Origin of the sequence: Bacillus sp. FSL W8-1141 (assembly GCF_038593205.1) — a bacterium.
GTDB lineage: Bacteria > Bacillota > Bacilli > Bacillales > Bacillaceae > Bacillus > Bacillus altitudinis.
Genome location: NZ_CP151973.1, coordinates 2,113,511 through 2,139,518 on the forward strand (window position 1 = coordinate 2,113,511; position 26,008 = coordinate 2,139,518).

The 26,008-nt window shown below is 41.2% G+C and carries 30 protein-coding genes and 1 riboswitch; of the genes, 4 read left to right on the forward strand and 26 right to left on the reverse strand.

Annotated features, from left to right (window positions below; genetic code table 11):
* Positions 1–4: 4 nt before the first annotated feature.
* The 15 genes from NSQ52_RS10690 to NSQ52_RS10760 form a co-directional block, all read right to left on the reverse strand.
* A complete protein-coding gene (locus NSQ52_RS10690; protein ID WP_217967021.1) occupies positions 5–652 on the reverse strand; it encodes a M23 family metallopeptidase in 648 nt (215 codons plus the stop codon).
* Positions 653–752: 100 nt separating this feature from the next.
* A complete protein-coding gene (locus NSQ52_RS10695) occupies positions 753–1,859 on the reverse strand; it encodes a hypothetical protein (protein ID WP_041507008.1) in 1,107 nt (368 codons plus the stop codon).
* Entirely contained in the window at positions 1,819–2,379 is a 561-nt protein-coding gene (gene sigX, locus NSQ52_RS10700; RefSeq protein WP_007501006.1) for an RNA polymerase sigma factor SigX, read from the reverse strand. The genes NSQ52_RS10695 and sigX overlap by 41 nt, the downstream gene beginning before the upstream one ends.
* Before the next feature lie 202 nt (positions 2,380–2,581).
* Positions 2,582–4,363 carry an ATP-binding protein gene (locus NSQ52_RS10705; protein WP_024718919.1) on the reverse strand — a complete coding sequence of 594 codons (1,782 nt, stop codon included), beginning with the start codon at positions 4,361–4,363 and terminating at the stop codon, positions 2,582–2,584.
* Entirely contained in the window at positions 4,360–5,082 is a 723-nt protein-coding gene (locus NSQ52_RS10710) for a response regulator transcription factor (RefSeq protein WP_003215596.1), read from the reverse strand. Before NSQ52_RS10710 ends, NSQ52_RS10705 begins: the two co-directional genes overlap by 4 nt.
* 86 nt (positions 5,083–5,168) lie before the next feature.
* Positions 5,169–6,347, reverse strand: a complete 1,179-nt coding sequence (gene ccsB / locus NSQ52_RS10715) for a c-type cytochrome biogenesis protein CcsB (protein ID WP_017359778.1) — start codon at positions 6,345–6,347, stop codon at positions 5,169–5,171.
* Positions 6,331–8,010, reverse strand: a complete 1,680-nt coding sequence (locus NSQ52_RS10720; RefSeq protein WP_342473322.1) for a cytochrome c biogenesis protein ResB — start codon at positions 8,008–8,010, stop codon at positions 6,331–6,333. The genes ccsB and NSQ52_RS10720 overlap by 17 nt, the downstream gene beginning before the upstream one ends.
* 1 nt (position 8,011) lies before the next feature.
* On the reverse strand, positions 8,012–8,542 hold the full coding sequence (locus NSQ52_RS10725) for a thiol-disulfide oxidoreductase ResA (protein ID WP_017359780.1): 531 nt from the start codon (positions 8,540–8,542) through the stop codon (positions 8,012–8,014).
* Between the two features lie 90 nt (positions 8,543–8,632).
* Positions 8,633–9,367: a 23S rRNA pseudouridine(2605) synthase RluB gene (rluB, locus tag NSQ52_RS10730; protein WP_008344472.1), complete on the reverse strand. Its 735-nt coding sequence runs from the start codon at positions 9,365–9,367 to the stop codon at positions 8,633–8,635.
* A gap of 134 nt (positions 9,368–9,501) precedes the next feature.
* Complete coding sequence (locus NSQ52_RS10735; protein WP_039165799.1) at positions 9,502–10,038, reverse strand: spore maturation protein; 537 nt, start codon at positions 10,036–10,038, stop codon at positions 9,502–9,504.
* A 4-nt stretch (positions 10,039–10,042) separates the two neighbouring features.
* Positions 10,043–10,630, reverse strand: a complete 588-nt coding sequence (locus tag NSQ52_RS10740; protein WP_007501015.1) for a nucleoside recognition domain-containing protein — start codon at positions 10,628–10,630, stop codon at positions 10,043–10,045.
* A complete protein-coding gene (locus NSQ52_RS10745; RefSeq protein WP_061419513.1) occupies positions 10,618–11,769 on the reverse strand; it encodes a D-alanyl-D-alanine carboxypeptidase family protein in 1,152 nt (383 codons plus the stop codon). Before NSQ52_RS10745 ends, NSQ52_RS10740 begins: the two co-directional genes overlap by 13 nt.
* Before the next feature lie 110 nt (positions 11,770–11,879).
* A complete protein-coding gene (locus NSQ52_RS10750) occupies positions 11,880–12,359 on the reverse strand; it encodes a YpuI family protein (RefSeq protein WP_024718922.1) in 480 nt (159 codons plus the stop codon).
* 113 nt (positions 12,360–12,472) lie between these two features.
* On the reverse strand, positions 12,473–13,066 hold the full coding sequence (scpB, locus tag NSQ52_RS10755; RefSeq protein ID WP_008344462.1) for an SMC-Scp complex subunit ScpB: 594 nt from the start codon (positions 13,064–13,066) through the stop codon (positions 12,473–12,475).
* Complete coding sequence (locus NSQ52_RS10760; RefSeq protein WP_007501021.1) at positions 13,056–13,814, reverse strand: segregation/condensation protein A; 759 nt, start codon at positions 13,812–13,814, stop codon at positions 13,056–13,058. The genes scpB and NSQ52_RS10760 overlap by 11 nt, the downstream gene beginning before the upstream one ends.
* Positions 13,815–14,024: 210 nt before the next feature.
* On the opposite strand from NSQ52_RS10760, the gene NSQ52_RS10765 reads away from it, so the two are divergent.
* Together NSQ52_RS10765 and NSQ52_RS10770 are read left to right on the forward strand one after the other, a co-directional pair.
* Positions 14,025–14,117, forward strand: coding sequence for a YjcZ family sporulation protein (locus tag NSQ52_RS10765; RefSeq protein WP_008359694.1), 93 nt, complete (start codon positions 14,025–14,027; stop codon positions 14,115–14,117).
* 88 nt (positions 14,118–14,205) lie between these two features.
* On the forward strand, positions 14,206–14,730 hold the full coding sequence (locus NSQ52_RS10770) for a DUF309 domain-containing protein (protein WP_144739986.1): 525 nt from the start codon (positions 14,206–14,208) through the stop codon (positions 14,728–14,730).
* A 225-nt stretch (positions 14,731–14,955) separates the two neighbouring features.
* On the opposite strand, the gene NSQ52_RS10775 is transcribed toward NSQ52_RS10770, so the two are convergent.
* From NSQ52_RS10775 to NSQ52_RS10805, 7 genes are all read right to left on the reverse strand, one after another.
* Entirely contained in the window at positions 14,956–15,309 is a 354-nt protein-coding gene (locus NSQ52_RS10775; protein ID WP_039165807.1) for a GNAT family N-acetyltransferase, read from the reverse strand.
* 113 nt (positions 15,310–15,422) lie between these two features.
* Positions 15,423–15,887, reverse strand: a complete 465-nt coding sequence (ribE, locus tag NSQ52_RS10780; protein ID WP_007501031.1) for a 6,7-dimethyl-8-ribityllumazine synthase — start codon at positions 15,885–15,887, stop codon at positions 15,423–15,425.
* Positions 15,888–15,913: 26 nt separating this feature from the next.
* The gene (ribB, locus tag NSQ52_RS10785) at positions 15,914–16,537 is read right to left on the reverse strand and encodes a 3,4-dihydroxy-2-butanone-4-phosphate synthase (RefSeq protein WP_342473324.1); all 624 of its coding nucleotides are present in this window, start codon (positions 16,535–16,537) and stop codon (positions 15,914–15,916) included.
* An 11-nt stretch (positions 16,538–16,548) separates the two neighbouring features.
* Positions 16,549–17,199, reverse strand: a complete 651-nt coding sequence (gene ribE, locus NSQ52_RS10790; protein ID WP_026050106.1) for a riboflavin synthase — start codon at positions 17,197–17,199, stop codon at positions 16,549–16,551.
* A gap of 252 nt (positions 17,200–17,451) precedes the next feature.
* Positions 17,452–17,593: riboswitch (FMN riboswitch) on the reverse strand.
* Positions 17,594–17,706: 113 nt separating this feature from the next.
* The gene (locus tag NSQ52_RS10795) at positions 17,707–18,051 is read right to left on the reverse strand and encodes a hypothetical protein (RefSeq protein ID WP_008344451.1); all 345 of its coding nucleotides are present in this window, start codon (positions 18,049–18,051) and stop codon (positions 17,707–17,709) included.
* A 234-nt stretch (positions 18,052–18,285) separates the two neighbouring features.
* Positions 18,286–18,522, reverse strand: a complete 237-nt coding sequence (locus NSQ52_RS10800) for a DUF2164 family protein (RefSeq protein WP_342473326.1) — start codon at positions 18,520–18,522, stop codon at positions 18,286–18,288.
* A gap of 200 nt (positions 18,523–18,722) precedes the next feature.
* Positions 18,723–19,304, reverse strand: a complete 582-nt coding sequence (locus tag NSQ52_RS10805; RefSeq protein ID WP_342473328.1) for a TetR/AcrR family transcriptional regulator — start codon at positions 19,302–19,304, stop codon at positions 18,723–18,725.
* A 250-nt stretch (positions 19,305–19,554) separates the two neighbouring features.
* Here NSQ52_RS10805 and NSQ52_RS10810 point away from each other — a divergent pair, with 250 nt between their 5' ends.
* The gene (locus NSQ52_RS10810; protein ID WP_342474111.1) at positions 19,555–20,817 is read left to right on the forward strand and encodes an MFS transporter; all 1,263 of its coding nucleotides are present in this window, start codon (positions 19,555–19,557) and stop codon (positions 20,815–20,817) included.
* Positions 20,818–20,847: 30 nt separating this feature from the next.
* Here NSQ52_RS10810 and NSQ52_RS10815 read toward each other — a convergent pair whose 3' ends face one another.
* Entirely contained in the window at positions 20,848–21,285 is a 438-nt protein-coding gene (locus NSQ52_RS10815) for a peptidylprolyl isomerase (RefSeq protein ID WP_007501040.1), read from the reverse strand.
* A 321-nt stretch (positions 21,286–21,606) separates the two neighbouring features.
* On the opposite strand from NSQ52_RS10815, the gene NSQ52_RS10820 reads away from it, so the two are divergent.
* Positions 21,607–22,491 (forward strand): DUF1002 domain-containing protein, encoded by an 885-nt coding sequence (locus NSQ52_RS10820; protein WP_277687675.1) that lies wholly within the window; start codon positions 21,607–21,609, stop codon positions 22,489–22,491.
* A gap of 40 nt (positions 22,492–22,531) precedes the next feature.
* Here the strand turns inward: NSQ52_RS10820 and lysA are convergent, their stop codons facing one another.
* The 3 genes from lysA to NSQ52_RS10835 all read right to left on the reverse strand — a co-directional run bounded on the left by lysA (position 22,532) and on the right by NSQ52_RS10835 (position 26,007).
* Positions 22,532–23,857, reverse strand: coding sequence for a diaminopimelate decarboxylase (gene lysA / locus NSQ52_RS10825; RefSeq protein WP_024718927.1), 1,326 nt, complete (start codon positions 23,855–23,857; stop codon positions 22,532–22,534).
* Positions 23,858–23,972: 115 nt separating this feature from the next.
* Entirely contained in the window at positions 23,973–25,445 is a 1,473-nt protein-coding gene (locus NSQ52_RS10830) for a spore germination protein (protein WP_007501043.1), read from the reverse strand.
* Positions 25,399–26,007: a stage V sporulation protein AE gene (locus tag NSQ52_RS10835; RefSeq protein ID WP_007501044.1), complete on the reverse strand. Its 609-nt coding sequence runs from the start codon at positions 26,005–26,007 to the stop codon at positions 25,399–25,401. Before NSQ52_RS10835 ends, NSQ52_RS10830 begins: the two co-directional genes overlap by 47 nt.
* Position 26,008 lies beyond the last annotated feature (1 nt).

A 26,008-nucleotide genomic window follows, 5' to 3' on the forward strand; every position in this document is an offset into this window, starting at 1 on the left:
AGGTTTATTTTGTTGAAACGATTAAACGTTCACCTGTACGTATGAGATGCGTTGTCAGTGCATTGATTTTCTTCAATTGATCAACGGTCATTTGATGTGCTTTAGCAATGGACCAGAGCGTGTCCCCTTGTTGTATGACATATGTATGTTTCTCATATCCATCTACATGAAGGGCTGGCTCTTGGAAACGATCTCTTGCAATGATTGTGAGCGGATCTACTGCATCTTCTTTACTAACTGACCAATTACCCCTGTGCACCTCAAAATGCAAATGAGTGCCCCTAGAAGCGCCTGTGTTGCCTATGATGCCGATCGGCTGTCCTGTTTGTACATGGTCACCATTCTTCACAAAACGCGCATTTAAATGCGCATAGACGGTTTCATATCCATTTGGATGCCGAATAAATACAACTTCACCATATGTAGCAGATACATAGGAACGAGTGACCACACCTTCGCTAGCAGCCAAAATGGATTCTCCTTCCGGTGCAGCAATGTCTAACCCCTTATGCGAACCACCTCTTGTCCCAAACAAATCAGTGACTTCACCTTTTATTGGTTCCACCCACTCGGTTGTTTTCTCTGCACGGGCAAACGGTGATAAGGTCACGAACAAGAAACAGCTAGCACATATGTAGCAATACCTTTTCATCAGTGACTTCCCTTCTTTGAAGTTCTTTTCATGACAGCTTAGTATACCTCAAGGAAGCTCTTTTCTATACATGAAAAAAGAACGCAATAAGTTGCGTCCTTTAGCGTTCTTTGATAACAACTGGGTTTGGCAGTGCCGGTACCTCTAGCGGTTCTTTTAATTCATATGGGCCTACTTGATCTGTTCCTGCATTTTGTATCGTGACATCTGTAAAACCGAAATCTTTCGCTGTGAGCAGCAGTCCTTCAATAAGTAAAATATGATCAATTGAGTCCGTTAATTGTGCTGATGCTCCAAACGTGATGGTTGCATGTTTTCCTTTTGATGTCACCTTTTGAATAGGCTCTTCTTTAATGAGTGGATCGAGTCCTGCATCATTCGTCCGCTTCATCGCCTCTACCGCATCTTTATAAGAAGGATAATCATCTTTTGATGGCACCAAAAATGTCCCGCTCTTATTTTCTAAAACGTAGTAAGCGTGCTTTGTTTGTTTATTAATTGAAATGGTACCAAGACGGCCATTCGTCCCTAATTGAAGGTGCGAGCCATTGACAGACTTGACCTGTACTTGTTTATATTGGCTCCATTTTAACGTTTCTTTGACCATGTCTTTAAAACGATTGGCTTCTTTTAATGTATCAAGAGACAAATCATTTTTCAGCTGAAAAATCAGCGTGTCCCCTTTTTCACTCACATCCACCATATCCATATAGGCTTGAAGAGGTTTTGTCATTTCAGGCAGCTCCAGTTTTTCATATGTATCAAGAAGCGCCTGCACATCATCATGCTTATTTTCTTTTTGAATACTGATTGGGACAACTTGAGAAGTCGATTCATCTATGTATGAAATCGTCATATACTTTTCTTTGTCAGATGCGTAAGCAACATGTGAAGGATCATTTGTGTTTTTTACTGCCTCTAATGTAGCATTCACCTGTCCTTTTTCAGCACTCGAGTCCATTTTCACTTTCTTTATATCTTGAGCAGCCGGCTGAAATAAATGAGGAGAAATCAAAAACGCCATAAATAAGACCACAACGGTTGCGACCGCTGGACCGATCCATCTGGCACTTTTCTTTTTCTTCCCGCTTGCCATCAGCATTTGCTGGTAAATCTGCTTAGATGAACGGTTGTCCTCCACCTTTGGAAGCTGACTGAGTAATACTTTAATTCGTTCTTCGCTCCAATTGGACCTGTTCGTTTTCATTCACTAGCTCCTCCTTCAAAAGCTCCATATGTTTTCGGAGCACTTTCAGGCCTCGGTGCTGCGTTGTTTTGACTTTGCTTTCCGAGAACTTTAGCGCCTTGGCCGTCTCCATGATTGAGTAGCCTTGGATAAACCTTAAAATGATGACGGCTCGTTGATCAATGGTGCAATGATCAAGCGCGGCATAAATTTCTTTGATATTTTCATCCTGTACAGCCAATTCATCTGGGAGCAGGTCTGGATCTTTTACATCCTGTTTATCCCAATCAAACGTGCCGAGTACCCGTTGTCTGATGGTTTGCTGTTTGCGAAACCAGTCAATTGCCACATGCCTTGCAATTGAAAACAGCCATGTTTTCTCGCTGCTTCTTCCTTCAAAAGTTTTATATGAGTGAAGTACCCGAATGTAAACCTCCTGCACGAGATCCTCTGCCTGATTTTTATCTTTTACCATATAAAATAAAAATTGGTACAAATCTTGATGGTACGAATCATATATTTTTTGAAAGGTTTCATGCATAGGAAACCCCTCCGTTCACTTATTTTTGTCGAGTGACTCTCACAAAACGTTACATTACAACTTTATGACAAATATATTACAAGATCGACAATTTGGAAAGGGCTTTTTGTTTAACTTCTCCTTAAAAATATGAAAATAGAAAAAACACTTCATTTTCTTTCGAAAAGAAGTGTTTCTCATGTAACAAGATTCTTCGTCAAGATTAGACGAGTTCCTGCTTTTTTTTCGGAATATAGAAAGTGAAGTGAGTACCTGTTCCAGCTTTACTATGTGCATGAATGGAGCCTTGATGCGCTTCTACGATGTTCTTCACAATCGCAAGGCCCAGCCCCGTACCGGAACGTCCTCTTGTTCTTGCTTTATCTGCTTTATAGAACCGTTCAAAAATAAACGGGAGATCCTCTTCAGGAATGCCGCTTCCCGAATCTTTCACATCCATCTTGAGCCCATTTTCCACCGATTGAACTGAGAAGTGAACTTCTCCGCCTTCTGGTGTATGACGAATGGCATTATCGATGAGATTTGTAAAAACCTGTTCTATTTTATCTGGATCAAATACAAAATACGGTTCTTCTACTTGAATTTCATACGTCAGGTTGATTTGTTTTTCTTTCGCAATTCCAAGGAATTTACGGTAGATTTTTTCAGTCAGCTCTTCTGTATCAGTTGATTCAAGATTCAGTGTAATATGACCAGCTTCCATACGTGCGAGATCGAGAAGATCATTCACAAGACGACCCATTCGAAGTGATTCATCATAGATAATTTGGGCAATCTCTTTCTTTTCCTCTTCTGATCCGGCAATGTCATCGACAATCGCTTCACTATAGCCCTGAAGCATAGCAATAGGTGTACGGAGTTCATGACTGACATTTGCAATGAAGTCTTTTCTTAGCTTATCCAGTCTTCTCTCTTCTGTCATATCGCGAAGTACCGCTACCGCCCCTCTGACATCTTGCTGGTTATAAAGCGGAGACATGAGAAGAACCCAAGTACGCCCTTGCAGCGTGACTTCGATCATTTGCTCTTTTTCCGTACTGACGGCAGTATGAAACAATTCACGCGCTTCTGGCGGCAGTTCATCGCCATCTTTGATCTTCATATTTTGCTCGTAATACCAAGCCTGCAAGAATCTTTCTGCAGGAGGGTTTGTCATGAGGATCGTTCCATCAATATTGATCGTGATGACACCGTCTGCCATACTGCTGAGAATGTTGGACAAATGTTCTTTTTCTTGATTTAAAGCGGTTATATGAAATTTAAGCTGCTTACCCATTTGATTAAAGGCGATCGCCAGTTCCCCAATTTCATCTTGCGTTAAAATAGGAATCTTTGTATCAAATTTCCCTTTCGCCAAATCTTGTGCTCCCTCTCTCATCTTTCTGAGAGGATAGGTGACACGAGTGGATAAGAAGAAAGCGAAAATCGTGGTGAGCACAATCGCAATTCCGGCTGCGAGGAAGATATAACGCGTCGTATGTTTTGTTGTCTGCTCTACTGCGAGGAGGGATTGAGAAAGAAAGACCATCCCTTTCTTTCCGTTCGCCTCGTAAGGAACACCTACTACAATGCGCTCATCCTTCTGATTGCCTGTATCAGATTCAGCTCGTTTACTGATTTTTTTTCGTTCTGTCAGTGCCCTGTTCAAATCTTTGTCTGCTTCAATTTGTTCTTTTGTGATCGCAGGAAGCTTCCCGCCTTTTTCAGACGAATACCATTCTAGTCCATCCTCTTGAACAATCGCGATACTTGTCAATTTATCAGCTAGTTCTGATGTAATCGATCTTGCAAGTGATTGATCCTCATGGCTTTCTAAAATGACTGCTACTTTGTTGGCCATTTGTGTTAAATCAGACTTTGCTTCTTCCACATGGTAATTCTCAATGAACTCTAAAAGAAGCACAGTTAAAATCGATAAAACAATGAGCACGAGGAAAAGAATGGTTAACCATAGCTTTCCTACGACACTTTTCCACAGCTTCATTCAGCGCCGACCTCAAATTTGTACCCGACACCCCATACTGTCACGATTTTTTTCGCTGCTTCTGGTGACACTTTATTCAGTTTTTCGCGAAGCCTTTTGACGTGGGTATCCACTGTTCTCAGATCCCCAAAGAATTCATACTGCCACACTTCTTTGAGAAGCTTTTCCCTGTCATAGACCTTATCCGGCGTTTTTGCCAAGAAATACAAAAGTTCGTATTCTTTCGGCGTGAGGCTGACTTCTTTTCCATCTGCTGTGACCCGGTGTGCATCATGATCAATGGATAGATGAGAAAACACGAGAACATCTTTTGTGGTTGTTCCAGTATTAAGGTATGACGTTTGAGACGATCTTCTTAGCAGTGCTTTCACACGAAGAACCACTTCACGCGGGCTGAAAGGTTTGACGATATAATCATCCGTTCCTGCCTCAAAGCCTTGCACACGGTTAGCTTCCTCACCTTTTGCTGTCAGCATAATAATTGGGGTGGCTTTTTTATCTCGGATTTGATTACACACTTCAATCCCATCTGTCCCAGGCATCATTAAATCAAGCAAAATGAGGTCATAATCGGTTTGAAGTCCTTTTTGAATGGCTTCATCCCCATTTTCCGCTTCATCAATTTCATAATTTTCCCGTTCTAAATACATTTTTAAAAGGCGACGAATTCTTGCCTCATCATCGACGACTAATATTTTCGTTTGAGTTGTGTGTTCCATTAGACAATCCTCCTGCTTTCTCCGTTGTTACATACATTTTAACAAAAAGCCGAATCGAATCATAAAAGTTGGCCTTTTTCATGCGATTACGCGTAAGAATGAAGCCCCGCAATCACTAGGTTGACAAAGATGAGGTTAAACATAATGATCGCAAATCCGATTACAGCAAGCCAAGCGGACTTTTCACCATGCCAGCCTCGTGATAACCGAAGGTGGAGATAGGCGGCGTAAAATAAAAATGTAATTAAAGCCCATACTTCCTTCGGGTCCCATCCCCAGAATCTCGTCCATGCAATTTGTGCCCAGATCATCGCAAAAATAAGACCGCCTAACGCAAATACAGGGAATCCTATGGAAACAGCCCTGTACCCAATTTCATCGACTAAATCGAGATTCACCTGTCTTACGAGCGGCTGAAGCAGCGCACTTAGTCGTTTGCGAATGATCAATCTTAGCAGTCCATAAATAATCAGCCCAACGCCAAATGACCACAGCACTGTATTCACCTTTCTACCTGAAAAAACAGGCGGCAGATCAACTACAGGCTCTAAACGATCTTTTGTGATAAGTTCTCCTTTATGAGGTCCTACTAAGGCAGGAAGCTCATAGACCATGACGCTCTCTTCTTTATTTTTATCTACCCAATTAAATTTCGCTTCATACCCTGTCATTCTAAAAATGGACGTGACTGCGATAAATGCAAGGGTGACCACTATCATAAACATGACCAGCTCTAAGCCAAAGGTTTTCTTCCCCGGTTTTGTTTGATCGACATGCTTCAAAAGAAAAATCACACCTGCCACAAAACTGATCGCCAAAATGGCTTGACCAAGCGCTGCTGTCGTGACGTGAATATATAGCCAATTACTTTGAAGTGAAGGAATCAGCGGTGAAATATCCGATGGAAACATGCTTGCATAAGCAATGATTAATAAAGCGATTGGAAGTGTGAATAAACCTAGCACAGACACTTGATAGACAAAATATAAAATAATAAATGCGAGCACCAGCATCATGCCAAAGGCTGTGGTGAATTCAAACAGATTACTGACTGGTGCGTGACCAGATGCGATCCACCTTGAAATAAAATAGCCAAATTGACTCAAAAAACCAATGATGGTGAGCGTTATGCCGATAAGTGCCGCCTTGTTTTTGCGCGGACCCTCTTCTTTCTTTTTTCCTTTAATGGCCCCTCCAAAAAAAGGAACTGCCGCTAAATACAATAGAAAAGCTGCAAATAACAGGTTTTCACTGACTGCCGCCATCTAATCCTTCCCCCTTGCTTTTGCTGATACTTGTTGTATCAGGCAGTTCTTTTTGATCCACTGGCTGTTTGATGCCACTGCCATGCAGTAACACCTTGAGATCAGACTTTAAGCCGAACCAGTTTTTGTTTGTATGTCCTGCCACAAACACTTTTCCATCCTTTACCGACAGCCAGATTCTTCTATGCTGCCAGTACATCCCTTGTACGACACCAATCATAAAGATCATTCCGCCAACAATAAGTACCCAGAGTGTTAAGTCTTTTCGAACCGTTAAACCTGTCACGTTTTTTGTTTCAACCCGGTCAAATTTCATTTTATAAAGATTGTTATCAGAACCCTCTACTGTCTCTTGAATCGCGACAAAACTTTTTTCACCTTTTGGTTTTTCAGGAGAGATCATTTCAAATACGAACGCAGGATTATTCGGATTCCTCGTTTTCGTACTAGGTGTGCCATCTTCGTCAAAATAAAAATCAGGCAAATAACTCATCACCTTGACTTTGTAACCGCTACCAAGATCATATTCTGACTTAGGCTCCAGCAGATTAATCTTCACTGTTCCGAAAGATTTCTCAGTATCTTTTCGAATCAGCTGAAAGACCATTTGATCGAGTTCATTTTGTTTAAAATCCACTTGATATAATGAGAAATTGTCAAACTTAAGCGGTTCATTCACTTTAATATCGTGTTCTGTTACCTGCTTCAGCTTTGGCTTTTCACCAAAAATAACTTCCCCTTCACGTTTGTATAAAACGGCATCGGTTTTATAACTTTTGACGACTTGACCATCGCCAGCCTTTTCAATAGCATTTTCAAAGACTTCTTTTTCTTTTTCAGATTCATAGCGGTCAATTGAAAACGCATTATTCTTTAAGAAGTATTGGCCTCCCGTCCCTGGGATTGGTGCCGTTTCGCCTTCTCTTACCCATAATGTTTCATCCACGTACATTCCTGGGACAAATCGGAGCATGGATCCAATGAGAAATATAATTAATCCAATATGATTGACGTAAGGTCCCCAGCGGGAAAAGCGGCCTTTTTCAGCTAAAATATGTCCATCTTCTTCTCGTACGCGGTAACGCTTTTGTTTCATTTTACTAACGATGCCTTCATATGTATGTTGATCTAATGTTTGGTTTGTTTCGCTGAAAAGACGCTGCCTTCTCATAAAACCTTCTTTTTTGACAACCCCTTGATTTTTGAGTGCGCGATAAAGTGGAATCACTCGATCAAGGCTGCAAATCACAAGGGAAATTCCGATAGATGCGACAAGGGCTAAAAACCACCAAGAATTATAAAGATCATGGAATCCAAGGATGTAATATAACTTGCCAAACGACCCATATTGCTCCTCATAATAAGTGGAAGCTGATGCACCTGGCGGAATAAACCGCTCCTGCGGAAAAATAGTTCCTAGCGAAGAAGCTAACAGTGTGATGACAATGAGCCACACACCCACTTTTACGGAAGAAAAAAAGTTCCATACTTTATCAACAATCGTTTTGTTGTATGTTTGCGAGCGTCTTGCACTGCCGTCATATCTCATATCAAGCAGTTTTGATGAATTTTTCTCTTTTACTGAAATGGGATTCCCGCATGATTCACATAGAACAGTACCGATTGGATTAATATGTCCACACTCGCACTTTACCTCTTTCATTCTATGACCCCTTTGGTTTAATCAAATTCATATATTCATAGACATTACGTTCTGTCATCGTCCCCTTTATGACTTTGATTACTTTGCCTTCAGGATTAATTAAAAATGTGGTTGGCAGTGGCGTAATATCATATGCCTCTGTCACTTGACGATCTTTGTCCATGGCAACAGGAAAATTCACGCCATAAGCATCCATAAAGTTCTTCACAGCAATATTGGATTCCCCCACATTTACGGCAACAATTTCGACACCGCGATCCTTGAACACTTCATACTGATTTGCCATATAAGGGAATTCCTGCTTACATGGACCGCACCATGTACCCCAAAAATTGAGAAAGACGCCTTTGCCTTTTAAGTCCTTTAATTCAATCCGTTCCCCATCTACCGATTGAAGGACAAAGTTCGGCGCAATAGATCCTTCTTTGATTTGATCCTGTTTGGCAAATACTGAGTTATACATCGTATAACACAGTGCAGCAAGCATCACGAGGAGAATGCCCGTCCGTATGAAAAATCGTCTTTTCTTCATCTGAAGTACCCCTTCCCCATAGACATTCAGGTAAATTATAGCATTCTCCTTCTTTTGATGCTTCTTCATTTTTTGAAGTTTATGTGAAAATTAAAAAGCGCTTTTCCCATGATCCGCAATCGCTCTCAGACGTTTCACTTCATGCGGCGTCAATTCTCTGCGATCTCCTGGTCTCATGCCTTCAATATGAAGGAAAGCATATTGCTCTCTTTTTAGTTTTAGAACGTCGTGGCCGATTGCTTCAAACATGCGACGAACCTGTCTATTTCTGCCTTCATGAATGGTTAATTGCACAATACATGTTTGCTTTCGTTTATCAATCGAGAGCATTTTGGCACGGGCAGGTGCTGTTTTTTTATGGTCTAACATGATTCCTTTTTCTAACTTTCTAAGCAATTCTTTTGAAGGGATGCCTTTTAGTTTCGCTGCATACGTTTTATCAATTTGATATTTCGGATGCATGAGCTTATGGGCAAATTCGCCATCATTTGTAATCAAAATTAAACCGCTCGTATCATAATCCAACCGGCCGATTGGATACAGACGCTGCGGAACATCATCAAAGAAGTCTGTCACGACTTTGCGTCCTTTATCATCCTCGGCAGCTGAAATGACACCGCGCGGTTTATAAAGCATAAAGTAAACCGGTTCTTCTCTTTCAAGTTTTAAGCCATTGACTTCAATTTTATCTGAAGAGCCCACCTTTACTCCGAGCTCTGTCACTGTTTCACCATTAACGGTAACTCGTCCTTCTTTAATTAATTCTTCAGCCTTTCGTCTAGAAGCGACGCCGGCATGGGCAATTACTTTCTGTAAACGTTCCATTTGTCTTTCACCTCATGTACTATCTTACTTGCTTGGCTTGAAACAAACAAGCATTCGTGGAAAAATAAGCGTTTCATCTGTCTAATTTCGACAAAAAAGCTGTTTTCCATCCACGAAATAAAAAAAGCACCTGATTAGGCGCCGCTAAATAACAAACTGACGATAATAATTGATGCAATGATCCCAATCAGGTCTGCAAGCAGCCCCACTTTCAGTGCATCTCCCATTTTTTTAATACCAACTGCTCCAAAATAGACGGTTAAAACATAAAGGGTCGTATCCGTTGACCCTTGCATAACGGCGGCAAGCTTGCCGATAAAAGAGTCTGGACCATAAGTCGCAATTAAGTCTGATGTCATACCTAGCGCAGCTGTTCCTGATATAGGGCGTATTAACGCAAGCGGCACCACTTCTGTAGGAACACCAATCGCTGTAAACACAGGTTTTAATAACTCCATGACAAAGTCAAGTGCCCCTGATGCTCGGAAAATCGTAATGGCGACAAGCATACCGACTAAATATGGAATGATTGAAAAGGCAATTTGAATGCCTTCTTTCCCGCCTTCTACAAATGTTTCGTACGTCGGTACTTTTTTAATCGTCCCTGCAATCAATATTCCTGCGATGATCAGTGGAATCAAAGCAAGTGACAGCCAGTTAATAAATGCCACAAGATCACCCCCGCCTGCTTCTGCGATAGTGGAAATAGCGATCAATCATAATCGCACCGATACCTGAAATAAGTGTCGCCAAAATGGTTGGGCCTACAATATCTGTTGGCTGATCTGCGCCATAGGTCATACGAATGGCAATGACAGTCGTTGGCACAAGTGTGATAGAGGATGTATTGACTGCTAAAAACGTAATCATAGACCGGCTCGCCTCATTTTTCCCGCCATTTAATGCTTTCATCTGCTCCATCGCCTTAATCCCAAGTGGAGTAGCAGCATTGCCAAGCCCAAAGAAATTTGCCATGAGATTGGACAGAATATACCCCATCGCTGGATGATTCGCAGGAATCTCAGGAAATAGTTTTGAGATAAAGGGCCGGCATAATTTACTAAAGAAATGTAACAACCCCGCTTCTTCTGCGATCTTCATCAATCCTAGCCAGAATACAAGAACACTAATCAACCCAATTGAAATGGTGACCGCTTCTTTTGATCCTTTAAAGACCGCTTCATTCACTTCATGCATCGTTCCGTTAAACATTGCATAGACAAGACCGATGACCGTGAGGAATACCCAAATCAGATTGACCATGAAGATCCGCCTATCGATGTCTGAAAGACAGACTTAAACATTTCTTGAAAGCTTTTTTGGGGCATTCGGTTGCGTTTGTTTTCATAAAAAATCGGGACTTGCTCAATCACCTGACCATCCAGTAAGAACGTCATTTTCCCTACTACATCTGGGATCGCTTCTTTGTTTTTTTTCCATTTCTTTTCAGGCGTCAGCATTTCCGTTTCGATTTCCACTAGTTTTTTCTCATCTTCATTTAGTAAATAGTCCACATCCCGCTTAATAAACGCTTTTTTTTCGTAAAAAGTCCCTTTTAACGAAGCGAGCCTGCCTTTTTCAGCAAGCACATACGTTTTATAGTGATCAAATGCATACTCAAACATTGAGATATGATCCTTCCAGTCATCCGGTGCATTAATCGTCACAGCAATGAGCGCAGCATCTCCTTTTGCAGCTGTGGAGACAAGTGTGCGTTTTGCAAGTTTTGTATATCCTGTCTTCCCTCCAGTCGAATATTGATACAAACCCGTGAGCAGCTTGTTTTTATTTTTCCAATAACCCTCGATTGTTTTTGCTTTATAAAAGGTGGTACCGGCAATTTTTTGATATTGCTGATGCTTCATGGCGTACTTCGTTAAGATCGCCATATCATAAGCTGATGAATAATGGTTTTTATGATCATCGAGTCCATGCGGATTTTGAAAATTCGTATTCTCCATGCCTAGTTCAGAGGCCTTTTGGTTCATCATAAAAATAAACCCTTCTAAGCTGCCGCCAACATGTTCTGCAATGGCAACAGCTGCATCATTTCCAGAGCGCAGCATGAGCCCGTATGTCAAGTCTTCTAAACTCACCTTCTGTCCTTCCTTTAAATAAATCGAAGAACCTTCCGCTTGAATCGCACGTTTTGACACTTTGACCATGTCGTTCATTTTTCCTGATTCAATGGCTAATACAGCCGTCATAATTTTTGTGATACTGGCGATTCTTCTTTTTTCGTGCTCGTCCTTTCCAAATAGGACCCTGCCTGACTGTCCATCTATTAAAATGGCGCTTCTCGCACTCACCGATAATGAGACGTCTGCTTGAGCGTGTGAGGAAAAAGGCAGTAAGAGTGTTAATAGAAGAAGGACTGCTGTTCCAATTTTTAAATAGGGCATGTTCATTCACGTCCTTGTCCGTTTTGTACAAGTGTATGCGCGGCTGAAAAAGTTATGATGCCTCGTCCATAAAAAAAAGCAACTCTCATGTGAGAGTTGCTTTGTCTTCTTTATACCATTTTCATTTGCTGATGAGATGTTGTATATTCCAGCTCTTCTCTCATCGTTAAAAAATCTTTTTCTAATGAAGAAAACAAACGTTTGACCTCAGCCGATACTTCATGATGGAAAACAATGCAGCTTTTTCCTGTGTAGGCTGAACGGCTATTTTCATACCATGTATCCTTTTTTGGTGTAAAAAATTCTTCAATACATTGATGATAAATACGATGAAGCGTCTGCTGTGCGGCTTGCTGCGGGAATGTCTGCTGCTGCCTGATTTTCCTACAAACCGCCGCGGCATCCTCGCTATAAACTGCAAGCTTCCGCAATGTACTTAATATGTCACAATAATAGGCTTCCGCTTCCGGGTTTAATCGTTTCAAGCTTGATAAGGTAGCTTCGTTCAGAAAATCATTCACTTCAACTGCAACCTTTGATAAAAAAACGCCTGCTTGATCAACTTGAGCCTTTACATTCATATGTGCCATTTGTTTCGTGTTTACCTTCCCCTCATGGCTTTGTCACCATTTTATCTTTCAAATAAAGATTTTAGACCTAAAATCTTTTTTATATTTTATCATACATTTTTCCTTATTTTGAACTATTTTATCTCTTCAAATGTTTGATTGAAGTTTTCAAAAAAGAGATCAGCCTCTTCTTGCACCCCATCTGCTTCCACATTCTCTGGAAGTGGCGGTAATTCATCTAAGGCTTTTAAACCAAATTGCTCTAAAAAGGTAGGTGTTGTCCCATAAAGGATCGCTCGTCCCGGTCCATCGGCACGTCCTACTTCACAGAGCAGTGCTTTGGCAACTAAACTATGCAGCACTCGTTCTGATTTAACGCCTCTGATCTCCTCGACTTCGCTGCGTGTTATCGGTTGTTTATACGAGACAATGGCGAGCACTTCTAGCGCTGCCTGTGACAACCCTTTCGATGGTGTCTCTACTAATTTTTTTAAATATACGCTGTATTCTTTTTTCGTCAGCAGCATATATGAATCTGCATATTCAATGAGCTCAATTCCTCGTTCTTGTTTTTGATATTCTTCCTTTACGGCAGACATAATATCAAGCAACGCTGCCTCATCAACTTCAAGAACAGACATGAGCTGTTTTCTTGTTAAGCCTTCGTCACCTGCTGCATATAGCAGCGCTTCTAAGATGGCTTTCCAATTCACGATATCAAGCGTCATGAATCGTTTCACTCCCTATGATATAAATATCTTCAAAGTTTCCTTCCTGCTCCAGCATGATTTGATGGCTTTTCATCAATTCGAGAACAGCAAGAAACGTCACGACAAGGTGTTCCTTTTGATCATGTTGAAACAAAGTCATGAAATTGGTTCGCTTTTTTGTTTTTCTTAAATGATTCATAATCTCATTCATTTTGTCTTCAATCGGGATTTCTTGTCTTGTAATCTTTGATGGTGCTGGTTTTGTTATTTTTTTGCGGTTCAATACCTTTTGGAACGCACCTAACATATCATACACCGTGACATGTAAGTTTGTGTCCTTCGCTTCTGCTTCTTTTGCAAATTCACTTAAATCACTTGGTGGTTTTGTGAAGGCGTTTTGCCGCTCTTCTTCACGTTCCTTCAGTTCTTGCGCTGCATTTTTATACTTGCGGTATTCAATTAATTTGCCAATCAGCTCATCACGAGGGTCCTCTTCTTCTTCCATCAGGTCTTCATCAAACAGCTCTTCCTCTTGTTTTGGAAGAAGCATTCTGCTTTTAATGCTGAGGAGAGTTGCAGCCATCACCAAATACTCACTTGCAACATCCAGTTCAAGCTCCCTCATCGTGTGGACATATAATAAATACTGCTCCGTAATTTTAGCGACGGGAATATCATAAATATCAATTTCCAAACGGTTAATTAAATGTAAAAGCAAGTCCAAAGGACCCTCAAACGAATCTATTTTCACCTGATATTCCAGCATTCTTTTCTCACCATTTCTACTGTCTTCTAAGTACCGTTTTCATCGGCTAACCTTTAGTATAAGACACGATAAAGCTCTCGTCCAATATAATTTCGACCATGAGGCAGCAGGCAAAAAAAGAAAAACAGTGGATTCGCCCATACCAATGAGGGCATTTATACATAGAATACCATTGTAATCAGAACTGATGAAAAAGGAGGCCGTAACATTATGGGAGATGGTTATTACTTCGGCGGAGGATTTGCGCTTATTGTTGTGCTGTTCATCTTGCTGATCATCGTTGGCGCGGCTTGGGTTTATTAAAGAAACAGAGCGTCCTTTCATAAAGGGGCGCTCTTTCTTCTTTTCTTTTCGGTATGTTAGACTGATAGTGGAAAAGGAGATGACCGCTGTGTATCCTAAAGCGTACGTGGCTTTTTTACATGAATTTCATACGACAAGAGATTATTTTGAGTGTCATGAAATTCTTGAAGAATTTTGGAAAGAAGATCCTCCTCATCAGCGCAAAAAGTACTGGGTGGGTCTCATTCAGCTTGCTGTTGCTTTGTATCATCAAAGACGAGGAAATGGAAAAGGAGCAAAACGGCTGATTTCAAACAGCCTTCATATATTAGATTCGGACCGGAACGTACTAACAGAATTAGGTCTTGATGAAGAGGCATTTCTTTTACTGCTGAGAACACTGAAAAAGAAAATCGATGAAGACATGCCCTACGAAAGTGTGATGCTGCCAATCCGAGATGAAACGCTTCTTTCTTTATGCCAAGAGATGGCCCAAAAAGAAGGCTTAACCTTCGGACAGGAGAGCAACTTATCCCATACATTCTTAATTGAAAAGCATAGACTGCGTGATCGGACGGACGTATTGCTTGAACGTGAAAAGCAGATGGAACGTAAAAAAAGCAGAGGCATATAACCTCTGCTTCAGCGTGTAGACAAACCCTCGCATTCGGTGTCAGTCATGCGTGCCGGTGCTCACGAATATCGAATTCGCTCCGCTCCAGTACTCGTCCTTCCTAGACTGCAAAGGTTTTCTATCACGCTGAAAAGGAAGACAAAGGGCTAAAATCAAGTTCATTTTAGCCCTTTGTCAACAATCTAAAGCAGAGGCATATAACCTCTGCTTTTACATGTGTGATATTTAGTTTGTTTCATTGTGACACTTATGAAAGAAGCCTTGCGTTAATTCATTTGGAATGAGTGTTTTCGTTTTGAATACTTCTTCCACGGCTAATACCATTTCCTTGCCGATGCCTTGGTCACGATGGGACGGATTGACACTAATATGTTCGATTTGTACGTGGTCGTCTGTTTTCAGCACACCAATCGCACCGACGATATCCTCGCCATCTTTCCAAAGGAACAGCTGCCGATCTTCATCCATTTCATACGACTTTATCGTCTGCTGAAGCTGTTTGACGTCTTTCTCACCCGGCATAAAGGACAGGAGTCCCATGGCAATTTTTTCAAAAGACCTCTTGTAACGAATTAACATATATACCCCTCAATATTAAAATTATCCTATTTTACAGCAAATGTCTTATGAATCACTTGCTCATCACACATTATAAACACTTTTAGGTTGTTTTTAAACTCTTTTTCATCAAATTAACGAAACGTTCGATTTAGGTTGGCCATTTCAATAGCAGCTGCAGCCGATTCACTGCCTTTATTTCCAGCCTTTGTACCGGCTCTTTCAATGGCTTGTTCAATAGATTCTGTTGTCAGTACACCAAAGATAATCGGCACCCCTGTTGAGATGGCACTTTGTGCGATTCCTTTAGCCGCTTCATTACAAACATAATCGTAATGTGATGTTGCCCCGCGAATCACGGTTCCAAGTGTAATGACTGCATCATATTTTTTTGTTTCTGCTAGTTTTTTTGCCATATACGGAATTTCAAAAGCCCCCGGCACCCACACGACATCAATATCGTCACCGTTTGCTCCGTGTCTGAGCAATGTATCTTCTGCCCCATCTAGCAATTTACTTGTAATAAAATCATTAAATCTAGCGACGACGATTCCAAACTTTAATCCTTCTGCTACTACATTACCTTGTATTGTATTCATATGTTCATCATCCTTTTTTGTGATTTTTATTTTGTTTTCATTGTCGTTGTTTGCTTGTTTATATATGCCTGCAATGCTTCAATCGTCAGCATCTTTAGATCGTGTTCTTTTTGAATTTTTTGTAGTTCGGGTACGCGGGCCATGGTTCCATCTGCATTCATAATTTCACATATGACACCCGCTGGCACTGAACCCGCAAGTTTAGCAAGATCAACGGCCGCTTCTGTATGACCTGATCTTTCTACTACGCCTCCCTCTTTCGCAATAAGAGGGAAAACATGACCTGGGCGGGCAAAATCTTCTGGTTTTGACTCTTTATTTAACATGGCCAATATGGTCGTTGAGCGCTCAAAAGCACTTATACCAGTTGTCGTTGACGTATGGTCGATGCTCACTGTAAATGCTGTATGATGTGCATCCGTATTTCGCTCGACCATGGGATGCAGATCCAAGTGTTTCGCAATCGAGGCATGAACTGGTGTGCAAATAAGACCTCTTCCGTGTAAAGCCATGAAGTTAATGACTTCCGGCGTTGCATGCTCAGCAAGTGCCACAAAGTCTCCTTCATTTTCTCTGTCTTCATCATCTACTACGATAATGATTTCTCCTCGTTTCAGGGCATTTACTGCCTCATCAACTGAATGATACATACAATCGCCTCCTAGAATCCGTGCTCTTTTAAAAATGATGGGGTTAATCGTGATGGCTGCTTTTCGTTTTGCTCTTTTGTTAAAAAGCGATAAATGTATTTACCGATCATGTCACATTCAATATTTACTACATCCCCCATAGATTTAGTCGGGAAAATAGTTCCTTCAAGCGTATGTGGAATGATAGAAACTGTCACATGAGCATCTCGCAAATCGAAAATAGTCAAGCTGACGCCGTCTATTGCGATCGATCCCTTTTTTGTGAGCATATCTGTGAGGGTCTTGTCCATTTTCAAATCATAGTAAATGGCATTACTCTTCTTTTCTACACGGGTAATCACAGCCGTTCCATCAACATGGCCTGAAACAAAATGACCGCCGAATCGTCCATTTGATGACATCGCTCGCTCTAAATTCACTTGGCTACCTGGCGCAAGCTGATCAAGTGATGTCGCTTTGACCGTCTCAGGCATCACATCTGCCGCAAACTGTTCTTTTGTGAAGCTTGTGACAGTGAGACAAACGCCATTGATGGCGATACTATCGCCTAGGTGAACATCTTCTAGTACACGACTGCACTTGATGATAATTTCCATGGCATCTGCGGATCTTTTGCTTAATGACTGGACTGTACCCACTTCTTCAATAATCCCCGTAAACATGTGATCCTCCCTTTCTCTTTCTTTTGTATTTCTCACTTTATGAAAAAGCGATGTTTGGGACATGTGATCGATTGAACACCTTCGTCGCTTTTTATGGTCCATACAAGGTAAATGAGGGATCACCTAATAAACACTGCATGCGATGACTATATTGACATACAGAAAGCCCCGGAAAAATTCCGGGGCTGTGGTTTTTTTGCATTAGAAATAAAACTATGATCAACACATATTTTTTGTTCATACATAGCTCTCGTTATCCTTCTCCCATCCAGACTTTCACTGTCGGCTTCAGCTTCTCACTGAATCAACCGTTAATAAATTAACGGGTCACGGGCTGTAAAGCATTTGCTTTATTACCGTCGGTCGGGATTTTCACCCTGCCCCGAAGGATACAATCGATATTTAGCTGTCCTTAGGGGCTATTATAGCGATCCTTGTGGTCAAATGCAACAATCAAGATTTATCACCTGTTCATAAAAAAAGCCTCCCTATAGGAAAGGAGACTTGTTAATTGACGACTTTTACTACTTTTATAAGACCGTCTATTCTTTTTTCATTACTAAAGTATGCTTTAATACGATCGCCTTTTTTCAGATCGGCCACATCATCTTCAAATTTCTTTCCGTTAAAAATGATTTTCGTGCCATTTTTGGCTTGACCGTAATACTCATCACCATCAATTTTTGTAATGGTATATTCATAGATGGTGTAATCTTTATCATTATTCGTTAAACTTTCGCCAATGGCTGTTGGCACATCTTCAATTTTCATGCCATTCATGTATAAATAACCTGCGCCTAAACAAAGCAGTAAAACAAATAAGATTGCGATTTTCAATTTGATTTTCCCCATATTTAGAACCTCCATCATCTGCACTTCGCCTATTTGTATGTTCTATTCCTTCTTTTGATGAAATAAAACCAAAAAAGCTGATTTTCATTAATGGTTACTTATATAACGATTCAAATGGACTTTTAGTTCCACCTTTTCATCATTACATATGATACGAATATGCGTTCTTTATTAAGGGGGTCTTTTTTCCTCTTTATCTGTTAGCAGGGTGAACAAGAAAGACGAGCTTTTTGATTATATTCTTTTCTCTAATGCGAATAGATCTTCCTCTAACAATTGAGATCTTTGAACAGCGATATTTCGGCTCTCACGAACCCCTTGATTATAATAGTAGCTTCCAAGATGTTTTGTGATAAATTCTAATATATTGATGGCTGCTAATTCACCAATCTCCTCTTCTCGTTCTTCAGCAAAGTAACGCTGAATGGCAATCATCATCTGATTTTTTTCTTCTTTTGTTAATGGTTTCAAAGTATCTCCTGCTTTCTTACAGCATGATCACACGCTTTTTAGATGTGCACTTTCACTTATTTTTAGAGCTACATATGGTGACACTCACAAATACGAATGTTTGTTCTCTTATCATATCACAAAAACGTGTCCATAACACCCTAAAAGAAAAAGCGTGTTTTAATCAATTGATCAAAATACGCTTTCTTTATATAGACTATTTATTTCAATATGGATAGGATCGTCGCTACAGAATGATCTACAAACGAACGCTCTGGGCGAGATTTCATGAGGACTGTAAGTCCAATAAAAGAAACAACCAGCGCCTGTGCTAAGGCTTTGGCATTCAGACTGCTTTCGAGCTCACCCGAGCGAATACCTTGTACAATTTTTTCTTCAAAAATGACCGAAAGATACATCTGATGCTCTCTTGTGAGAATTTCAAATTTCTCTTCGTGGGGGGCAAGCTCGACTATTGTATTGATGCAGAAGCACCCTTTACTCGGCCCATGTCCATATTCCTCTTCTACTAATTCAGCAAATAATGTATGAAATGCTTCCTTTGCAGATAGATTGTTTTGAAGTTTTGTTCGAATGTGGGCAGCATGCTGAGTTGTATATTTGCGTAATGCCGCTTCAAACAATTCCTCTTTATCACCGAACGCTGAGTATAAGCTTGGCCGCTGTATTCCCATTTTTGCAGTTAAGTCGCTTAATGTAGTCGCCCTGTACCCCTTCTCCCAAAAAAGCAACAAGGCCTCATCCAACGCTTTTTTCTCATCAAATTCCCGTTGTCGAACCATTATCAACCCTCATTTCTATCATAAAAATCTCTTCACTAAATCAATCATCTATTTCTTATAAGGATTTTTTACTCATCGGTACATTATCATTTTATTTTATTGACGTATCATTGTCAAATCGACTGCCCCTCTCAAGATCTTCACTACATCATCTTGACTTTAAAACGTTTCTCTGGTTATCCTTAACAGGAATCATTTTATACCAATCAGTATATTATACTTTTTAGTACAAAAGGAGCTGATGACATGCATGAAAAAAGAAAAAATGACTGCCGTTGAACATTCTGATCTGGAAACGACTCATTTACAAATAAACACCCGATCAACGATGACTCGCAATATGGCTCTACTGTTTTCGACAGCCTCAGGGATGGCAGTTGCAAACATATACTTTGCGCAGCCATTATTAGACTCCCTCGCATCCGAGTTTGGTATCAGCTATTCATCCGTTGGTATGGTCATTACGATTACTCAGCTTTGTTATGCGCTAGGACTGCTACTGATCGTACCACTTGGTGATCTGTTCAACCAACGGCGGCTCATCGTAGCTCAAATGCTAGTATCCGTGTTATCTCTCATTCTAGTCGGTATCGCCCCTACCGCCACCGTCCTGTTCATAGGACTAGCTGCGGTGGGACTGCTCGCTGTAGTCACTCAGGTACTCGTAGCATTCGCAGCGACATGGGCCGCTCCTGAAGAACGTGGCCGCATAGTGGGCTTGGTTCAAAGTGGAATTGTGATTGGTATTCTTCTCGCACGAACGTTTGCTGGTGTACTAACCGATCTCGCCGGCTGGAGATCAGTCTATCTCGTTTCCGGCGTGATGATGCTGATCATAACTGGCGTGTTGTACCGGTATCTTCCGCGTGCTGACAGCAAGAGAGCCTCCATATCCTATGTGAACTTGCTCGCTTCAATGTTTATATTGTTCAGACAAGAACGAATTCTACGTATTCGTGGCGTACTGGGTTTTCTGATCTTTGTTGTGTTTGGCACGCTGTGGACTTCACTTGTGCTGCCTCTCAGCACTACGCCATACAATCTGTCACATACGGCAATTGGTGCATTTGGCCTTGCTGGAGTTGCCGGAGCATTAGGTGCCGCTCGAGCTGGAAGCCTTGCTGATCGAGGCTTAGGACAGTTAACAACATGCATCGCCCTTGTCCTATTACTCTTTTCATGGTGTTTTATCTTTTTCACTGAATATTCCCTCATTTTATTAATCGTTGGTATAGTCATTCTTGACCTATCTGTGCAGGCCGTTCATGTGACCAATCAAAGTATGATTTTCATGGTCCGGCCTGAGGCGAGAAGCCGGCTGACTGCTGCTTATATGATTTTTTATTCCCTCGGCAGTGCGCTCGGTTCTATTGTATCAACTAACATATACGCAAACGCTGGCTGGAATGGGGTATGTTTATTTGGAGCCTCTATCAGCGCCTTAGCCCTTTTATATTGGATGATCACCTACCGCTTCACGGCACAGATCACAGGAACATCAGATGTAAAATAAAAAAACACCGCAATTAAGCGGTGTTTTGGATTAAGCATCGATCACTTCGACTTTTTCCATGCCTTGTCCTTGTTCCATATCAAGAACAGCTTCGATACCAGATGTTACTTTGCCAAAAACAGTGTGAACACCGTTTAAGTGCGGCTGTGGGTCATGTACGATAAAGAATTGGCTGCCGCCAGTGTCTTTACCAGCGTGTGCCATTGATAATGAACCTCTCTCGTGCTGATGAGGGTTTCCTTCTGTTTCACATTTAATTGTGTAACCAGGTCCTCCAGTTCCATTACCGTTTGGATCGCCGCCTTGGCTTACGAACCCTGGGATCACGCGGTGGAATTTCAATCCATCGTAGAAGCCTTCATTCGCTAATTTTTCAAAGTTTGCTACTGTACCTGGAGCAGCCTCTGGGTAAAGTTCAAACTCAATTTTCTTTCCATTCGTTAATTGTATGTATCCTTTTTTCGCCATTTTTCACATTCTCCTTTCAGGTTAAACAACGCTCATTATAGCACATTTTCGGTGATGTTAAACATCCCCTGCTTGTCGAATGTGATTTACCTCTTTTGCCATCATTGATAAAATAAAAGAGCTTGATCCTTTTCTCCTAAGGAAATGATCACAGACTGAGCAAATCACTTCATCATATTGGAGGTTTCAAACATCTTTAAAAGAAAATTGAAACGTCAGACTGATTTGTTACGTCTATATGATGGAGTACGATTCAAATCATGTACTCAAAAGATGAGTTTCTCACCATCGAGAAACGCTTTCGACTTGAAGGAGGTCAACATGTTTAAAAAAACAATGCTTGGTATGATGGCAGCGCTCCTTTTACTGATTGGTGCGCCAAAAGTCAGCTTAGCGGATGCAGCTGTCGGCGATGTCATCGTCACACTCGGGCAAGACTTAACACCGGCTGATCGTCAGAAGGTGCTTGACGAGTTGAATCCACCTGAAAATGCGACAAAAATTGAAGTAACCAATAAAGAAGAGCACGAATATTTAGGAAAGTATATCCCTCGTTCTTCTATCGGGACGAGAGCATTATCATCTTCATCCATCACCATTGAAAAATCAGGTGCGGGTCTGACCGTGGATACACATAACATTAAGACCATTACAGATGAGATGTATTTAAATGCTTTAATGACCGCAGGCGTGAAAGATGCAAAGGTTGTCGTGACGGCGCCGTTTGAAGTATCTGGTACAGCAGCACTGACAGGTCTATTAAAAGCCTATGAAGTGTCAAGCGACAAAGCCATTCCCGAAGATGTGAAACAGGTGGCAAACGAAGAACTTGTAACAACATCTAAACTGGGAGACTCTATTGGAAAAGACAATGCTTCTGCCCTGATTGCAAAAATCAAAGATGACATTGCCAAAAATGGAGTTCCTAAAACAACAAAAGAAGTGGAAGAAAAAGTAGATCAAGCCGCTTCTGATTTGAACTTAAATCTAACGCAAGACCAAAAAGATCAACTTGTCTCTCTCTTTGATAAGATGAAAAATATCAATATCGATTGGAAACAAGTCGGATCTCAAATTGATAAAGCAAAAGACAAGATTACAAAATTCATAGAATCAGATGAAGGGAAAAACCTTCTACAGAAGATTTGGGATTTCTTTGTCTCTATTTGGAACGCGATCGTCTCTGTATTTACTGGTGGAAAATAAATGTCATAGAAAAAGCTGCCTGATGATCAGGCAGCTTTTTTTAAGTCGATGATTTCACTTTTGATTGATAAGGTAAATCCAATTTGACAATGTCCTCATATGTCTCACGCTCAACGACAAGCTGCGCTTCCCCATCTTCTACAAATACTACAGCCGGGCGCGGGATGCGGTTATAGTTGTTTGACATGCTGTAGCCATAAGCTCCTGTACAAAAGACAGCTAACAAGTCTCCCTGTGATAACTCTGGCAGATCAATATCCCAAATGAGCATATCTCCACTTTCACAGCATTTTCCTGCAATGGACACAGTTTGATCATGCGTTTGACTCATTTTATTGGCGCTTGCTGCTTCATATTTTGCTTGATATAAAGCAGGTCGAATGTTATCACTCATTCCGCCGTCAATGGCTACATAATCGCGAATGCCAGGTACATGTTTTGATGAACCAATCGTATAAAGAGTGGTTCCCGCATCTCCAACAAGTGAGCGGCCTGGCTCAATCCAAATTTCAGGCATCTTAAACTCATAGCGGGCTACATTTTCTTTCACCGCTTGAATAATTTTCTCCACGTATTCAGTTGCTGGAAGTGGTTCGTCCTCTTCTGTATAACGGATGCCAAAGCCTCCGCCTAAGTTCAACACTGTGGAAATAAATCCAAATGATTCTCTCCATTCATCCAGCTTCAAGAAAATTTTATCTGCCGCAAGGACAAAACCAGCTGTATCAAAGATTTGAGAGCCGATATGGCAGTGGACACCTAAAAGCTCGATCACTTCTGATTCAAGTACTTGTTTGACCGCTTCGTCTGCTTGTCCATTATGAAGATCAAAACCGAATTTTGAATCTTCTTGACCTGTTGTAATATAGTCATGCGTATGTGCTTCAACGCCCGGCGTGATGCGGAGGAGTACTTTCACCTGTTTTGACAGCTCTTGCCCAAGCTGTTCAATGAGATTGATTTCATAGAAATTATCAACAACAATACAGCCGATTCCATGCGCTAATGCCATCTTTAATTCTTCTCTGCTTTTGTTGTTACCATGGAAATGAATTTTTTCTACTGGAAACCCGGCACAAATGGCTGTGTGCAGCTCCCCGCCTGAAACGACATCAAGTGATAAGCCTTCTTCTTTTGCCAGCTGGAACATGGCAATAGAAGAAAAAGCCTTACTCGCATATGCCACCTGAGCCTTTAGTTCTTCTTCAATAAATGCTTTCTGAAAGCTTTTTGCACGCTCCCGTATTAAAGCCACATCATATACATAAAGTGGTGTCCCATACGTTTCAGCTAAAGAAACGGCATCAACACCACCAATTTCTAAATGTCCGAGTTCATTTTGTCTGCAAGTGCCGTGTAAATACAATGTCATTCCCTCTTTCTCCGCCTCGGCTGAAAAAAGACAGCTGCACAAGCTGCCTTTTGCCGTTTCTCAAAGTTAAAAATACAATATCACAATCTTCAGCCACTTTCAACGAGCGTTAAGAATTTGGCGGAATTTTTGATCTGTTCTGAGGGTGAACGATGCTTGGCCTTACTTTTGAGCCAGGAACAGACGTCCGAATGAGCACTTGCCACAAAGCCTTTCCATTAAAAGGAATGAACGGCCACATATAAGGCGTCTGTAAGGAACGAATGGATGTTAAATAAATAAGTAACAGCGTAAAACCGATGATTAATCCATTCAGCTTAAAGATCGCTACTAGTGCTAATATGATCAGTCGGATGATTTTATTAGCGACACTCAGTTCATAACTTGGAGTGGTGAATGTGCCGATGGCTGCTAGCGAGACGTATAATATGACCTCTGGTGTAAATAAACCGACATCAATTGCAATTTGTCCAATTAAGACGGCTGCAATCAAACCCATAGCAGTCGACAAGGCGGTCGGCGTATGGATGGCCGCCATTCGTAAAAATTCCACCCCAAAATCAGCAAGGAATACTTGGAGAATAACAGGGATATGGGAGGGTTTGTTAAATCCAATATAGCTTAGATTGTCTGGCAGAAGATTCGGTTCTAGAATAAAAAGAAACCAGATCGGCAAAAGAAAAGTAGAACATAAGATGCCTAAAAAACGCACCCATCTTAAAAAAGTCCCAACTGCTGGCGCCTGGCGGTATTCTTCAGCATGTTGAACGTGATGAAAAATAGTGGTTGGTGTAATGATGACACTAGGAGATGTATCCGTAATGATGATGACATGCCCTTCTAATATATGGTTAGCGGCTACATCTGGGCGCTCGGTGTATCGCACAAGCGGGAAGGGATTATATCCTTGCTTAATGATAAATTCTTCTATTGTTTTATCAGACATCGTCAGTCCGTCAACTTTAATCCCAGACACTTCTTTTTCGATAATATCAACAAGATCAGGGTCAGCTATGTCTTCAATATAACAAACACAAACGTCTGCTTTAGAACGCTCGCCTACTTTAAGCATTTTGTATCGCAGTTTTTCATCCCGCACTCTTCTGCGAATGAGTGCTGTGTTCACAATGATGTTTTCAACAAAGCCGTCTCTTGCACCTCTGACAACCTTTTCTGTATCCGGTTCCTCCGGCATTCTGCCAGGGTAGCTCCTGACGTCAATAATAAATGCGTAATTTTCACCTTCGACAACGACTGCCACAAGTCCAGACAACACTTGATCCACTGCTTCATCAAGTGTTTCAACTTTTGAGACTTGCTGATTGACAAGACGGTTTTCTACCACACGTGCAAGATCATCTGATTCAGGTTCGTTGTCATTGATTTCAATCAGTTCTTTTAATAAATAGATCACATATTGTGTATCACATAATCCATTTACATAGTAAAGCTGGATTTCCTGATCATGGACATAAATTTTCCGAACGCCAAGGTCAAAGCTGAGACCCATCCCGACATTGTCTTTGAAAAAATCTTCATTTTTCTTCGGATCTCGGTACACGTGCACCTTGTCTTTCTTCATGGAAACCGCTCCTTTCTAAAATTAATTCGACTGCCTTCATTGTGATGGGGGACCCTTTGCTTAGATCATCTTTCCGTCCCATCTTGCCAATATCTCCAATGCCGACAACAATCGGAAGCTGTAGTGAATCGAGACAATACACTGTATCTCCACTCATTTTGTGTGGCTCCATTTCTGGAAGTCCATGTTTGTCAACACCGTATTCTGTCAGTTCACCTTCCCGGTCAATGGAGACATGTACCTTTGTCCATTCCGCTTGATGGGTTTTAGATGCCACTGCAATGGCACCAATCACTTCAATTTCAGGGTGACGTGCTACGTGCTTCATAGCCGTCTCCCCTGTTCCTTCACCTGTTAGGCCAGAATCATCAAACATGACAAACACTGGGTCATACGGCGTTTTTAAAATCATCTGGACCAGTTCTGGTCCTGTTCGTTTGCTCGGATTCCCTTTTGAGCTGGAAATACATCTTCCGCCGACTTTCTTTGCGACAAGCTCAATCGTTTTGGCAGCATATATATCTCCGTCTGTCACTAAAATGACTTTGCGTCTTTGCCCCATA